This is a genomic window from Streptomyces sp. NPDC000075 (assembly GCF_040301925.1).
Lineage (GTDB): Bacteria > Actinomycetota > Actinomycetes > Streptomycetales > Streptomycetaceae > Streptomyces > Streptomyces polychromogenes.
Map to the genome: position 1 here is coordinate 37,979 of NZ_JBEPFL010000026.1, position 12,727 is coordinate 50,705.

A 12,727-nucleotide genomic window follows, 5' to 3' on the forward strand; every position below is an offset into this window, starting at 1 on the left:
GGCTGTTCGTGGCACCGTAGCAATCCCCTGTAGCTCAATTGGCAGAGCAGCCGGCTGTTAACCGGCAGGTTACTGGTTCGAGTCCAGTCGGGGGAGCGCGGTCCCCTGTAGCTCAATTGGCAGAGCAGCCGGCTGTTAACCGGCAGGTTACTGGTTCGAGTCCAGTCGGGGGAGCAGGAAGGGAAGAGGGCCCGGTCGGGTCCTCTTCTTTTTTGCCCCGGACCTGGAACCGGGCAGCGCTCAGCGCGGTCTCTCTGAACAAGCGAAGCCGATCTTGCGGGGCATCCGAAGCAGGAGATCGTATGAGCGGCTATGCTGCGGCAGACGGCGCGCACACATGTACGCGCCACGCCGTGAAGGGGCGGTAGCTCAGCCGGTTAGAGCAGCGGACTCATAATCCGTCGGCCGTGGGTTCGAGTCCCACCCGCCCCACCACGAGGCCCGTCCCGCAGAAACGTTGCGGCAGGTGCCGTCGGCGTCATCAGTGCCCCGCCCCAGTACATCTGGGCCGGGGCGCTCGTGCGTTCCGGGGGTGTGAGGAGCACCACGACACGGCGAAGGGGCCGCAGGTGCGCGCGTCGGCGCCTGCGGCCCCGGGGCCCCGGCGGCGGGGTCAGAACTTCTCGGTCTCCTCCACCAGGTGGCGCAGTACGTCCGTCAGGTCCTGACGGCGGGCGAAGGCCGCCCGTTGCCGGGCCGCGCCCGAGCCGGCGCGCAGCAGTCCGCCCAGGGTCCGGGCCGCGTGGTCCAGGTCGCCGGCGGCGGCCAGGTCCGGGGCCACCAGGTCGAGCAGGGCCTCCGCCAGGTCGGCCGCCGGGAGTTCGGCGCCCGTGTACGGGTCCAGGCCGAAGCCCTCCAGGCCGTCGTGCGCCGCCCGCCACCGCGCGAGGCGCAGGACCTCGTCGCGTACGGGCCGGTCGGGCCGCTGCTCCGCGATGTCCCGCAGCGCCGAGGAGACCAGGGCGCGGCCCAGCTCGGCCTGGAGCACGGCCGTGTCGATGTCCGGGGACATGTCGGGCGCCCGGATCTCGAGCGTGGGCCAGTTCCCGGAGGGGCGGAGGTCCCAGTAGACCATCTTGGTGTCCAGGGCGGCCCCGGAGCCGAGCAGGGTCTGCACCGAGCGCCGGAAGTGGGCCGTGGACGGGAAGTGCGGGGGCGGACCCGCCGAGGGCCAGCCCGACCAGGCCATCGCCCGCCAGCTGGAGTGGCCGGTGTCACGGCCGCCCCAGAAGGGGGAATTGGCCGCCAGCGCGATCAGCGTGGGCAGCCAGGGACGGACCCGGTTGGACACCGCCACCGCCGTGTCCACGTCGAGGGTGCCGATGTGGATGTGGCGGCCGCAGCTGACCAGGGTGTCGGTCAGCGCGCCGAACCGGCGGTGCTGCTCGCGCTGGCGCGGCTCGTCGTCGGTCAGGTGCAGCGGGCCTTCGACGGCCACGACGGGCGAGGGGGCGGCCAGCAGCCGGCAGCCGTGCTCGCGGGCCGCCGCGGCGAGGGTCCGCCGCAAGGTGGCGAGCTCCTCGCGCAGGGTGATCGCCGAATCGGCGACCGGGGTGGAGATCTCCACCTGGTACCGGGTCCCCTCGGGGTGCAGCTGTGCCGGGAGCCCGGCCGCGGTGGCCAGGACGAGCGGCGCCGCCGGGACCACCCGTAAGGTGCGCTCGTCGACGAGCAGGAACTCCTCCTCGACCCCGACCGTGAGAGGGGTGGTGACACCGTCCGCGGTGCGCAGGCTGGGGCCCGCGGGGCCGGTGTCACTGGTGCTCGTGGTGCTGTTGCCAGGATCGATCACTACGCCTCCCTGGACATACGAGTCTTTCATCATGGGCCGAACAGGCGGCGCGGGGACAAGGCCGATCCGGTCAAATGTCGGGTGATAATGGCGAGTTAGCGGCAAGCCCGATCCCATCCTGAAACACCCGGTACGGGTGGGTCGTACGTTGCGCGTGGGTGAACGCGCTCCGGACTCCAGGGACGCCCTAGACAGGGGTGGTTAGCATCCCGTGTGACTGGTATCGCCTCCCCGCCCCGACCGAAGCGACGCGTGTTCGCCGATCTGACCCCGCTGCGCACCTCTGCCCACTACCGGCGGCTCTGGGTGGGCGGCACCATCTCCTGGATGGGCCAGGCCATGACGGCCCTGGCCATCTCGCTCCAGGTCTACGAGATCACCGGCTCCAGCTTCTCCGTCGGCCTCGTCGGTCTCTTCTCGCTCGTCCCCCTCGTCGTCTTCGGCCTCTACGGGGGCGCCATCGCCGACACCGTGGACCGGCGCAAGCTCGGCCTCTACAGCCAGATCGGGCTCACCGTCCTGTCCTCGGGCCTGGCCGCCGCGGCCCTGCTCGACTACCACCGGGTCTGGCTGCTCTACACCGTCGTCGCCCTCCAGGCCGTCTGCGGGGCGCTGAACGGGCCGGCCCGCTCGGCCATGATCCCCAAGCTGCTCCCGCCCGAGCAGCTGCCCGCCGCCAACGCGCTGGGCTCCGTCACCATGACCTCCGGGACCATGCTGGGCCCGGTGCTGGGCGGCCTGATCGTCGGCTGGTGGGGCTACCAGGCGGCCTACCTGATCGACGCGGTGACCTTCATCGCCGCCCTGTACGCCATGTGGCGGCTGCCGGCGATGCTGCCGGAGGGGCGCAAGGGGCGGGCCTCGGTGATGGACGGGCTGCGCTTCCTGGGGACCAGGCCCAACCTGCGGATGAACTTCTTCTCCGACATGGCGGCGATGATCTTCGCGAAGCCGACGGCGCTGTTCCCGGCCATCGCCGTCCTCTGGTACGGCGGCGACGCCAAGACCGTCGGCCTGCTGGTCGCCGCCCCCGCCGTGGGCGCGCTGCTCGGCGGGGTGTTCTCCGGCTGGCAGGGGCGGATCCGGCGGCACGGGCTGGCGATCCTGCTGTCGGTGGCGGCGTGGGGGCTGGCCATCGCCGTCTTCGGGATGACCCGCAGCCTCTGGCTGGGGCTGTTCTTCCTCGCGCTGGCCGGATGCGCCGACACCATCTCCATGGTGTTCCGCTCCACGATGATGCAGACCGCGACCCCGGACGGGATGCGGGGCCGGCTCCAGGGCGTGTACATCGTGGTCGTCGCCGGCGGACCCCGGCTCGGGGACTTCCTGGCCGGCACGGTCGCCGACCTCACCTCCCCGGCCGTCGCCATCACCGGCGGCGGTCTCGCGTGCGTGGTGGTGCTGGGGCTGCTGGCCGCGCGGTGGCGGTCCTTCGCCCGCTACGACTCGCGGTCGCCGGAGGCGTAGGGGAGGGCCGGCCGGAGGTGTGGCGGGAGGGTCTGGAGGCGCCCGCTCGCCGGGGACGGCAAGGACGCGCGGGGGCGCACCCTCCAGCGGAGCCAGACCTGGGAGCGGCGCGGCGACGGGGAGTTCGTCCTGGGCCGCCAGTACGCGTACGCCGTCGACGCGGGCCACGGGATCGCCGAGCTCGCGGCGGTCCGGGACGGGCGGCTGATCGTCCTGGAACGGGGCTTCACGCGCGAGTTCGACAACGAACTCCCGCAGCCGATCACCCGGCTGTACCGGGTGGACGTACGGCTCCCGGCGCGTCGGCCGTAGCGGCTTCGGGGCCGGCTCGTCAGGCCTCGGGGCCGCCGGCGGGGGCGGGGGCGGTGAGGTCCAGGCGCCAGTCGTTGCTGCGCATCAGGGTTCCGCTGCCGGCCGGGTACTCGAAGTCGCAGGGGCCGAGGAGGGTGAAGCCGAGGCGGTTGCAGAGGGCGTTCGAGGGGGCGTTCTCGACCGAGGGGAAGGCGTGCAGGGCGCGCGGGCTGCCGGGCCGGTGCGCGATCCCGCGTACGACGGCGATCAGAGCGGCGCCGGCCGCGGCCGCCACGCCCCGGCCCTGGTGGGCGGGGAGCACGTTCCAGCCGGTCTCGAAGACCTCCTTGCCCCGCCAGTCGCGCCGGTGGTAGGCGATGCTGCCCGCCATCTCGCCATCGAGCAGGACGGCGAACATGCAGCCCCGGCCGGACTCCGGCAGGGCGAGGTAGCGGCGGTGCCGGACGAGTAGCTGCTCCTCGGACTCGGGGCCGCCGACGTGGTGGCGCATCTGCGGGGTGTTGATCTGCCGCAGGAGTTCCAGCACGGCTTCCGACCAGGGTTCGAGTCGCACGTCCATGCGGCGAAGCCTGTCAGGGCGCCCCGCGGCCGCGCACGCGATTTCCGGGCCGGACGGGACGCCGGGACCTGCCCCGGGGCCCTGGTTCGAGTGGGGGCGGCGCCGGTGGGGGAGGGGTGACGGCCGAGGGCCGTGGGGGCGTGACGTTCGGGGCCGGGGCCGGCCTACGGGTGCGGGCCCACGATGCCCCGGGCCACGCCGAGGGCGACCAGGTCCTGGGGGCGGATGCGGAGTTGGTCCGCCGTGGCCGGGGCCTCCTCGGGCGGGCGCTTGAGGATGGCCGCCGCCAGTTCGGGGGCGATGACGGAGAAGTAGCCGTCCGGGGTCACCCAGGTGTTCCCGGGTGCCGCCAGGGCGAGCGCCCCGCCGGAGCCGCCCTCGCCGATCAGCAGGGTCGTCACGGGGACGGTGGCCGCCGCGACCGCCGCGAAGCAGTCCGCGATGGCCGGGCCGGCTCCCGCGTGCTCGGCGGCGGCGTCGTTGGCCGCGCCCGGGGTGTCGACCAGGGTGAGCACCGGCACGCCGAGCCGGTCCGCGAGCCGGATCACGCGGGCGGCCGTACGGTAGCCCGCCGGGCGGGTGGCGGTGCCGCACTGGGCGGCGTACGCGACCGCCCGGCCCTCCCGCAGCCCGAATCCGCACAGCATCCCCGGGTCGGCGGCCCCGGCGCGGTCCCCGCGCAGCGGCAGCCGCAGCTCGAAGTACGCGTCCAGGTACGCCTCCGCGCGGGGGCGCTCGGGCCGCCGGGCCTGCCGGACGGCGTCCCAGCCGGTCAGCGGGGGCGTGACGCCGCCCAGCGCCGCCGGGGGCTCCACCGGCCCGGCGGCGCGGGGCGCGGCCAGCACCCGCAGCCAGTCCCCGACCGCCGAGGGGAGCTGCGCCGCAGGGACGACGGCGTCGACGTGCCCGGCGGCGTACTGCCCCTCGGCGGTGTAGGCCGCCGGATCGGCGTCGGCCGGCCGCACCCGGGACCCGGCGAAGCCGACCTGCGCCCCGGGCAGCGCCAGCACCACGTCGGCCCCCGCCCCGAGGGTGGCCCACCCGCCACCGGTGGTGGGGTCGCGCAGCACCGCGATCTGGGGCAGCCCGGCGGCCCGGGTCAGCACGCACTGGCGGGCCACGCGCTGGAGCTGCGCCAGCGCGAGCATCCCCTCCTGCATACGGGACCCGCCGGTGGCGATCAGGGAGACCAGCGGCAGACGGCGCTCGCGGGCGTGCGCGTAAGCGGCCTCCAGCCGGTCCCCGGTACGCCGGCCGAGGCTGCCGCCGAGGAACCCGAACTCGAAGGAGACGAGCACGGCTTCGCGGCCGCCGATCCGGGCGGCCCCGGTGACGACGGACTCCCGCTCCCCGGTCCGCGCGGTCGCCCGGGCCCGTGAGGCGTCGTACCCCTCCCAGCCGAGCGGCCCGTCGTCGTCGGGATACTCCGCGAGAGGCGCGGGCAACTCCTCGAAGCTCCCGGGGTCGGTCAGGGCGGCGATGGCGGCACGGGCCGAGAGACGGGTCGTCACACGGCCAGGGTAGGCGCGGGTGGCTGGGCGGGCAGCCGTTTCCCGCCGGGCCGCGATCCCTACAAGCCCTGCAACCCCTACAAGACCTGCAACCCCTACAACCTCGACTCCCACGTCACCGTCGTCCCCCGGGTGCCCGTCTCCGTGTGGCCGTCGTCCGAGACCGTGAGGCGGACGCGGGAGGGGGTGGCGTCGACCTCGACCTCGATCGACGTGACACCGCTGCGGCGGTGGGCCGCCGCAAGGGCGCCGCGGAGGGTGGACAGCAGGGCGTCCGTCACGCGGTCCGGGAGCAGGGCGTCCACCGCGCCCGCGAAGTGCACGGACGGCTGGAAGCCGAGCAGGACGGCGGCCCCGCCGGTTTCCCTGAGCACCCGGCCCCGGAAGGTCGTCGGCGCGTCCGTCGGCGGCTGCTGGAGGGCGAAGATGGCCGTGCGGACCTCCTGGATCGTGGAGTCCAGCTCGTCCACGGCCCGGCTGAGCTCGTCGCCGACGTTCTCCGCGTCCCCGGTCGGGGCGTTCGAGGAGCGCCGGCGGGTGCTCTCCAGCATCATCTCCGTCGCGAACAGCCGCTGGACCACCAGGTCGTGCAGGTCGCGTGCGATGCGGTCGCGGTCCTCGTAGACGGCGAGCTGCTCGCGGTCGTGCTGCGCGTCGGCCAGGACGAGGGCCAGGGCCGCCTGGGAGGCGAACTGGGAGGCCAGCAGCCGGTCCACGGCGTCGTACGGGCGTCCGCCCCGGGCCCTGGGCAGGGCGAGGGTGCCGATCAGCTGGCCGCCGCTCTGGAGCGGCAGCATCATGCTCGGCCCGAAGCGCTTGCGCACGTGCGTGGTCATCCGGGGGTCGGTCGCGGAGTCCTCTATGAAGACGGGTTCCCCGCCCAGCAGTTGCACCAGCACCGGCGAGCCCGGGGCGATGGTCGTGCCGATCAGGTCGCCGGGGTCCCCGTGGGTGGAGGCGGCGACGATCTCCATGCCGCCCGCCGGGGTCGGCTGGAGCACCACGCCGGCCGCAGCGTCGGCGAGCAGCCGGGCGCGTTCGGCGACGCACATCAGGGCGTCGGCCGCCGGGCGTCCCGCCAGCAGGGTGGTGGTGACGGCGGCCGCGCCCTCGATCCAGCGCTCCCGGCGGCGCGCGGTCTCGTACAGCCGGGCGTTGCCGATCGCTATCCCGGCCTGTGAGGCCAGGACCCGCATCAGCGCGAGGTCCTCGTCGGTGAAGGGGCCGCCGCGCTTCTCGGTGAGGTAGAGGTTCCCGAAGACCTCCGTGTGGACGCGGATGGGCACGCCCAGGAAGCTGTGCATGGGCGGGTGCCCGGGCGGGAAGCCGGCCGAGCGGGGGTCGCGGGTGAGGTCGTCCAGGCGCAGCGGCCGGGGGTCGGTGATCAGCGCGCCGAGCACGCCGCCGCGGCCGTCGGGCAGCCGTGGGATCGCGGCCCGTTCGGCCTCGGTCATGCCGGAGGTGAACAGCTGGGTCAGCCGGCCGCGCTCGGGGTCGACGACGCCGAGCGCGCCGTAGCGGGCCCCGCACAGGTCGGCGGCGGAGTCCACGACGTGCTGGAGGGTGGCCTGGAGTTCGAGCTCCGAGCCGACGCTGAGGACGGCGTCCAGCAGCACCGGGAGGCTGGACGGAGCCGCGTCCGCGACCAGCCCGCCCGGCTCCGGGGCCGCACCGCCGCCCGGACCCGGCTCCCGGTCGGGGGCCGCGTCCGGGTCTCCGTCAGCGGGGTTCCGCGTCATTCGGCCAGCGGGTTGAGGACCATCGGGGCGATCTTCCCTTCGAGCATCGCGCCGAGACCCAGGACGGCGCACACGTCGGGCCGCTCCGCGATGGCCACGGGCATTCCCGTCGAATCCCGCAGCATCTGGTCCAGCCCCGGCAGCAGGGCGCTGCCGCCCACCATCATGATCCCCCGGTCCGTCAGGTCCGCGACCAGGTCGGGCGGGCAGTCGCGCAGCACCTTGCCGATGCCGTCGAGGACGGCTGTGAGCGGGGTGTGGATGGCGTCGCGCACGGCGGCGGTGTCCACGTGGACGGAGCGGGCCAGCCCGGTGGCCACGTCGCGGCCGTGGATCAGGGTGGAGGCGGGGCCGTCGGGGGTGATGCCGTTGCCGTGCAGGGCCAGCTGGAGGGGACGGACGGCCTGGCTCGGCAGCATCAGCTCGTGGGCGTGGCGCAGGTGCTGGACCACCGCGTGGTCGATGGCCTCGCCGCCGACGGGGATGCGCTCGGCGGTGACGATCGAGCCGAGGGAGAGGACCGCGACCTGGGTGGCCGCCGCCCCGCACACCATGATCATCGTCGCGGTCGGCTGCTCCACGGGCAGGCCGCAGCCGACGGCCGCCGCGATCAGGGTGTCGACCAGTTCGACGCGCCGGGCGCCCAGTCCGACCATCGTCTCGACGGCCGCGCGCTGGGCCAGCGGGTCGGCGTCGTGCGGGGTGCAGCAGGCGGCGCGCAGCCGGGGCTTGCGGCGCAGGGCGCGGCGCAGCTTCTCGCCGAGGAGGTGACGCAGCATCCGCTGGGCCATCTCGATGTCGACGACGGTGCCGCCGGAGACGGGGCGGACGACGCGGATGTAGTCGGGCGTGCGGCCCGTCATCCGTTCGGCGAAGGTGCCGACGGCGATGAGGGCGCCGGTACGGGTGTTGACGGCGGCGACGCTGGGCTCGTCGACGACGAGTCCGGCGCCCTTCACGTAGACGCGGGTCCTCGCGGCTCCCAGGTCGACGGCGACGTGGCAGCGGCGCAACTGCTCAAGACTGACGGTCACGGCAGGTCCTCCCGAGAGCGCTGGTGCAGAAGGGACCGACGGACGCCGGTCGCAATCCATATTTTCTCGGGTTAATAGGACATATCGCCTGCTGGAATGCTCCGGCCGGGGCGTGTCGCAGGGGACGGGCGTGCTGCACGGGGGTGGATTTCTGTACCGACAGGCAGCACCATGCGCGCACCATCCGCGCTACCCGTGCGTAACAAGGTAAAGGGGACCCGATGCTGACGCCCCGCCAGAAACTCCTGGCGCTCCTGACCCTCTGCCTCACCCTTCTCGCGCCCGTCCCAGCCCAGGCCGCGACCGCCGGGCCCGCCGCCGCCCGCAATCCGGTGGTCTTCGTCCACGGATACAACGCCGACCCGGGCGTCTGGGGTTCCCTCCGCGAGGACCTGCGCGCCGACGGGTACGCGGACTCCGAGCTCTTCTCCTTCGGCTACGACACCCACCAGTCCGTCAACGAGGTGCTCTCCGGCCGCCTCGCCGCCTATGTGGACGAGGTCCGCCGCCAGACCGGCGCGGCCCGGGTGGACATCGTCGGCCACTCCTTCGGCTCGCTCGTCAGCCGCTGGTACGTCAAGTACGGCGGCGGGACGGCGGCCGTCGACCACTGGGTCTCACTGGCCGGCCCCAACCACGGCACCTCCACCGCCTGGGCCTGCGCCCTGTGGGACCAGGCCTGCCGGGACATGACCCCGGGCTCCTACGTGGTGAAGAACCTCGCCTCCGGCGACGAGACCCCCGGCGCGGTGAAGTACGCGACCTTCTGGTCGGACTGCGACGAGGTGGTCAACCCGGACGCCAGCGTCCCGCTCGCGGGGGCCCTGAACACGCCGGTCGGCTGCCTCAAGCACAACGACCTGCTCGGCGACGACGCCACCTCGGCCGGCGTCCGCGCCTTCCTGCGCTCCTAGGGGGTGTCCGCGAGGGGGTGGTGCCGGGCGCAGGGTTCCTCGGGTGACCACGGAACCCAGGAGAGGGCGTCGCGCCAGCCGGGCCGCCCACAGGCCCAGCCCCGGACCACCTCGGCCACGGGTTCCACCGCGAAGACCTCGTGCGTACGGGGCACCCAGGCCTGGAAGTGCCGGTCCGGGCCGCCCTCGCGGTACTCCACCTGGTAGCTCAGGTCGTCGTTGAGGAAGACCTGCATGTAGTACTGGTCGGCGGGCTCCAGGCCGAGCCGCCGCACGATGACGAACCGCGACCCGAGGCTCATGTCGGCCAGCAGGTCGTGCAGCTGTTCCTCGGAGGGGTCGTCCCAGGCCGTGCCGTCCGCCTCGACCGCTTGGAGCACCGGTGTCGTCATGCCGCCGACCCTAGCCCCCCGCTTCTCCCGCCGGCTGCACCCGCTGGAGCAGCCCGTACGTGAACTCCGCCACCAGGGCCCGGCCCGACGCGGTGAACGCCAGCCGCCAGCGCGTCGGGGCGGTGCCCTCCATCGGCCGGGCCGGCGCGAAGGCCCGGGCCACCTCGTCCACCGTCGCCGACCAGGGCAGCAGGTCGGCGGCCGTCTCCAGTACGGGCCCCCGCGCGCCCGGGGCCCGCACCAGCCACTCGTTCCACACCGCCCCGTCCGGCGCGGCCAGCACCTCGAAGCGCAGCTCCGGCCAGAGCGGCAGCGGCCACAGCAGCGCCTCGCACTCCAGGTCCCCGATCCGGCGGCGCTCCGCCGACTCCGGCGGCCCGAGCACCGACCGGTAGCGGGCCAGCGCCCCGCGCGAGCGGGGAGATCGGGCCATCGCCTGCCAGCGCCGGTTGGCCTCCCGCTGCTCGGCGAGGGTGGCGCCCAGCCGCTGCCGGGCCGCCTCCGCGAGGCCGGGCTGGAAGTCCGCCATCCTGCGCAGCAGCACCAGCTGGAAGGCGCCCGGCCCGAAGGCTCCCCGGCGCCCCGGATCCGGGGTAGCGGTCATGGGGGCCACGATTCCACACAGGATCCTCACGCTCCCGGAATGCTTATGTTGCCGGGGACCGCATAGCCTGCGGGCGCCATGAACTACTTCTGCCCCGCCTGTCAGAGGCACCTCAATGGCGCACTCGCGTGTGCCGGGTGCGGTACCCCGGCCGAGCGACTGGTGGCTGCCGCGCCCGGCGCGCCCGCCCCCGCCCCAGAGCCGCAGCCCGCGCTGGCCGAGGTGTTCGCGGACTCCCTCGTCGTACTCACCGCCCCCCACGAGGGCCGCGCCGGGACGCGCAAGCGCGCGGCCTCCCGCCGCAGGCGCGGGCGGACCGCCCTGGCCGTCGGCCTGGGCCTGGTGCTCGCGACCGGGGGCTCGATCGCCGTGGCCCGGATCGTGGGCGACGACGAGGGCGTGGACCGGGCCGACCGGGTCGTGCTCACCGACTCCGGGCCCAAGCAGCCCGACGCCCTCCCCAGCGAGGCGCCCGCCGCGCCCTCCGCCCTGCCGAAGGCCCCGGGCGGGCCGTCGAAGCCCGTGCGGCCCAGCGAGAGCCCGAGCGGCTCCCCGTCGGGGCCGAGCGTGAGCGCCTCCGCTCCGACCGGGACCCCCTCGCAGAAAGGTTCCGGCGGCGGGGCGACCGTAAGACCGACGGGATCGGCGAAGCCGTCGCCGGGAACGTCCGGCACGCCGCAGCCGGCCCCGACGAAGGCCAAGCCGGGCAAGCCGAAGCCCCAGCCGACCGAGACGTGCGTGTTCTGGATCTTCTGCTGAGCGGGCCGGGGCGGCCGGCCCCGGATCTCAGCCCAGCATCCGCTTGAGCAGGTCCCGCAGGGCCGTGCGCTCCTCGGCGGAGAGCCCGGCCAGCGGTTCGCGCGCGAAGTCCAGCGACTCGCGCAGCCGCTCCGCGGTCTCGGCGCCCTCCTCGGTGGGCGCGGCCAGCTTCACCCGGCGGTCGGCCGGGTCCGGACGGCGTTCGACCAGGCCGCGGGTCTCCAGCCGGTCGATGATTCCGGTGACGTTGGACGGCTCGCAGCGCAGCTTCTGCGCGATGCGGCGCATGGGCAGCGGCTCCAGCGACAGCAGCGTCAGGACCTTCGCCTGGGCGCCGGTGAGCTGGTGGCGGGCGGCCGCCTCCTCGTACTCCATGTGGTAGCGGGCCACGACGTCGCCGATGAGCTCGACGACCTCGACGGTCACTGGGTCTGCGCGACGAGTGGGCATGACACCAGGGTACCCACTTGCTTGACAACATGAAATATCCAGGAGCATGGTTGTTTCAGGTCGTGAAGCATTCCACTTCCCTCCTCACTTCTCTCCCCTCTCCCTGGAGCCGTCATGTCTCAGATCCCCGCCGTCAGCCGCGAGTGGCACCTCGTCCGCCGTCCGCAGGGCTGGCCCGTGGCCGAGGACTTCGCCCTCCGTGAGGTGCCCGTCTCCGCCGAGCCCGGCGCCGGCCGGATCCTGGTCCGCAACCTCCACATGTCCGTGGACCCGTACATGCGCGGCCGGATGAACGACACCAAGTCCTACATCCCGCCCTTCCAGCTCGACGAGCCGATGCAGGGCGGCGCGGTCGGCGAGGTCGTCGCCTCCGACGCGGAGGGCTTCGCCGTCGGCGACCACGTCCTGCACATGCTGGGCTGGCGCGAGTACGCGGAGCTCGACGCGCGGCACGTCACCAAGGTCGACGCCTCGCTCGCCCCGCTCTCCGCCTACCTCGGCGTCCTCGGCATGCCGGGCCTGACCGCCTACGCGGGCCTCTTCGAGGTCGCCTCCTTCAAGGAGGGCGACTCCGTCTTCGTCTCCGGCGCCGCGGGCGCCGTCGGCGGCCTCGTCGGCCAGTTCGCGAAGATCAAGGGCGCCTCCCGGGTGATCGGCTCCGCCGGCTCGGACGAGAAGGTGACGCTCCTCACGGAGAAGTACGGCTTCGACGCCGCCTTCAACTACAAGAACGGCCCCGTCGCCGAGCAGCTGAAGGAGGCCGCCCCCGACGGCGTCGACGTCTACTTCGACAACGTCGGCGGTGACCACCTGGAGGCCGCCATCTCCGCCATGAACGTCCACGGCCGCGCCACCCTGTGCGGTGCGATCGCCGGCTACAACGACACCGAGCCCGCCCCCGGCCCGCGCAACCTGATGATGGTCATCGGCAAGCGCCTGCGCCTTCAGGGCATCCTGGTCGGGGACCACGCCGCCCTCCAGCCGCAGTTCGTCAAGGACGTCGCGGGCTGGCTGGCCTCCGGCGAGCTCCGCTACGACGAGACGGTCGTCGAGGGTGTCGAGAACGCGACCGACGCCTTCCTCGGAATGCTGCGCGGCGAGAACACCGGAAAGATGATCGTCACGTTCACCCGTTAGGCTCCCTCCATACCGTCGCGATCGTGGGCGCGAGTCGCGGCGACTATCTGGAGGATT

At 73.8% G+C, this 12,727-nt stretch carries 12 protein-coding genes, 3 tRNA genes and 1 pseudogene; 8 read left to right on the forward strand and 8 right to left on the reverse strand.

All coding sequences use genetic code 11. The features are described from left to right. Positions 1-23 precede the first annotated feature (23 nt). The 3 genes from ABT403_RS26630 to ABT403_RS26640 all read left to right on the forward strand — a co-directional run bounded on the left by ABT403_RS26630 (position 24) and on the right by ABT403_RS26640 (position 435). Positions 24-96: transfer RNA gene (locus ABT403_RS26630), tRNA-Asn, on the forward strand. 5 nt (positions 97-101) lie between these two features. Next, a tRNA-Asn gene (locus ABT403_RS26635) sits at positions 102-174 on the forward strand. Positions 175-358: 184 nt separating this feature from the next. Continuing rightward, a tRNA-Ile gene (locus tag ABT403_RS26640) sits at positions 359-435 on the forward strand. A gap of 178 nt (positions 436-613) precedes the next feature. Here ABT403_RS26640 and ABT403_RS26645 read toward each other — a convergent pair. Further along, positions 614-1,792: a carboxylate-amine ligase gene (locus tag ABT403_RS26645; protein ID WP_344155874.1), complete on the reverse strand. Its 1,179-nt coding sequence runs from the start codon at positions 1,790-1,792 to the stop codon at positions 614-616. A gap of 213 nt (positions 1,793-2,005) precedes the next feature. On the opposite strand from ABT403_RS26645, the gene ABT403_RS26650 reads away from it, so the two are divergent. Continuing rightward, positions 2,006-3,259 (forward strand): MFS transporter, encoded by a 1,254-nt coding sequence (locus ABT403_RS26650; RefSeq protein WP_344155871.1) that lies wholly within the window; start codon positions 2,006-2,008, stop codon positions 3,257-3,259. Positions 3,260-3,310: 51 nt separating this feature from the next. Beyond that, positions 3,311-3,571: pseudogene (locus ABT403_RS26655) on the forward strand (esterase-like activity of phytase family protein); the annotation flags it as partial. 19 nt (positions 3,572-3,590) lie between these two features. On the opposite strand, the gene ABT403_RS26660 reads toward ABT403_RS26655, so the two are convergent. The 4 genes from ABT403_RS26660 to ABT403_RS26675 form a co-directional block, all read right to left on the reverse strand. Continuing rightward, entirely contained in the window at positions 3,591-4,130 is a 540-nt protein-coding gene (locus ABT403_RS26660) for a GNAT family N-acetyltransferase (RefSeq protein WP_344155868.1), read from the reverse strand. A 164-nt stretch (positions 4,131-4,294) separates the two neighbouring features. Next, complete coding sequence (locus tag ABT403_RS26665; RefSeq protein WP_344155865.1) at positions 4,295-5,641, reverse strand: carboxyl transferase domain-containing protein; 1,347 nt, start codon at positions 5,639-5,641, stop codon at positions 4,295-4,297. Between the two features lie 95 nt (positions 5,642-5,736). Beyond that, entirely contained in the window at positions 5,737-7,380 is a 1,644-nt protein-coding gene (locus tag ABT403_RS26670) for a sensor histidine kinase (protein ID WP_344155863.1), read from the reverse strand. Next, positions 7,377-8,414, reverse strand: a complete 1,038-nt coding sequence (locus ABT403_RS26675) for a rod shape-determining protein (RefSeq protein ID WP_344155861.1) — start codon at positions 8,412-8,414, stop codon at positions 7,377-7,379. Before ABT403_RS26675 ends, ABT403_RS26670 begins: the two co-directional genes overlap by 4 nt. 221 nt (positions 8,415-8,635) lie before the next feature. On the opposite strand from ABT403_RS26675, the gene ABT403_RS26680 reads away from it, so the two are divergent. Next, positions 8,636-9,328 carry an esterase/lipase family protein gene (locus ABT403_RS26680; RefSeq protein WP_344155859.1) on the forward strand — a complete coding sequence of 231 codons (693 nt, stop codon included), beginning with the start codon at positions 8,636-8,638 and terminating at the stop codon, positions 9,326-9,328. On the opposite strand, the gene ABT403_RS26685 is transcribed toward ABT403_RS26680, so the two are convergent. Together ABT403_RS26685 and ABT403_RS26690 are read right to left on the reverse strand one after the other, a co-directional pair. Continuing rightward, entirely contained in the window at positions 9,325-9,720 is a 396-nt protein-coding gene (locus ABT403_RS26685) for a hypothetical protein (protein ID WP_344155857.1), read from the reverse strand. The genes ABT403_RS26680 and ABT403_RS26685 overlap by 4 nt on opposite strands. A 10-nt stretch (positions 9,721-9,730) precedes the next feature. After that, on the reverse strand, positions 9,731-10,324 hold the full coding sequence (locus ABT403_RS26690; RefSeq protein ID WP_344155854.1) for a hypothetical protein: 594 nt from the start codon (positions 10,322-10,324) through the stop codon (positions 9,731-9,733). A gap of 78 nt (positions 10,325-10,402) precedes the next feature. On the opposite strand from ABT403_RS26690, the gene ABT403_RS26695 reads away from it, so the two are divergent. Next, positions 10,403-11,083, forward strand: coding sequence for an SCO2400 family protein (locus tag ABT403_RS26695; RefSeq protein ID WP_425580150.1), 681 nt, complete (start codon positions 10,403-10,405; stop codon positions 11,081-11,083). 27 nt (positions 11,084-11,110) lie between these two features. Here the strand turns inward: ABT403_RS26695 and ABT403_RS26700 are convergent, their stop codons facing one another. Next, the gene (locus tag ABT403_RS26700; protein ID WP_344155848.1) at positions 11,111-11,533 is read right to left on the reverse strand and encodes a MarR family winged helix-turn-helix transcriptional regulator; all 423 of its coding nucleotides are present in this window, start codon (positions 11,531-11,533) and stop codon (positions 11,111-11,113) included. A gap of 114 nt (positions 11,534-11,647) precedes the next feature. Here ABT403_RS26700 and ABT403_RS26705 point away from each other — a divergent pair, with 114 nt between their 5' ends. Next, a complete protein-coding gene (locus ABT403_RS26705; protein ID WP_344155845.1) occupies positions 11,648-12,670 on the forward strand; it encodes an NADP-dependent oxidoreductase in 1,023 nt (340 codons plus the stop codon). Positions 12,671-12,727: the final 57 nt, after the last annotated feature.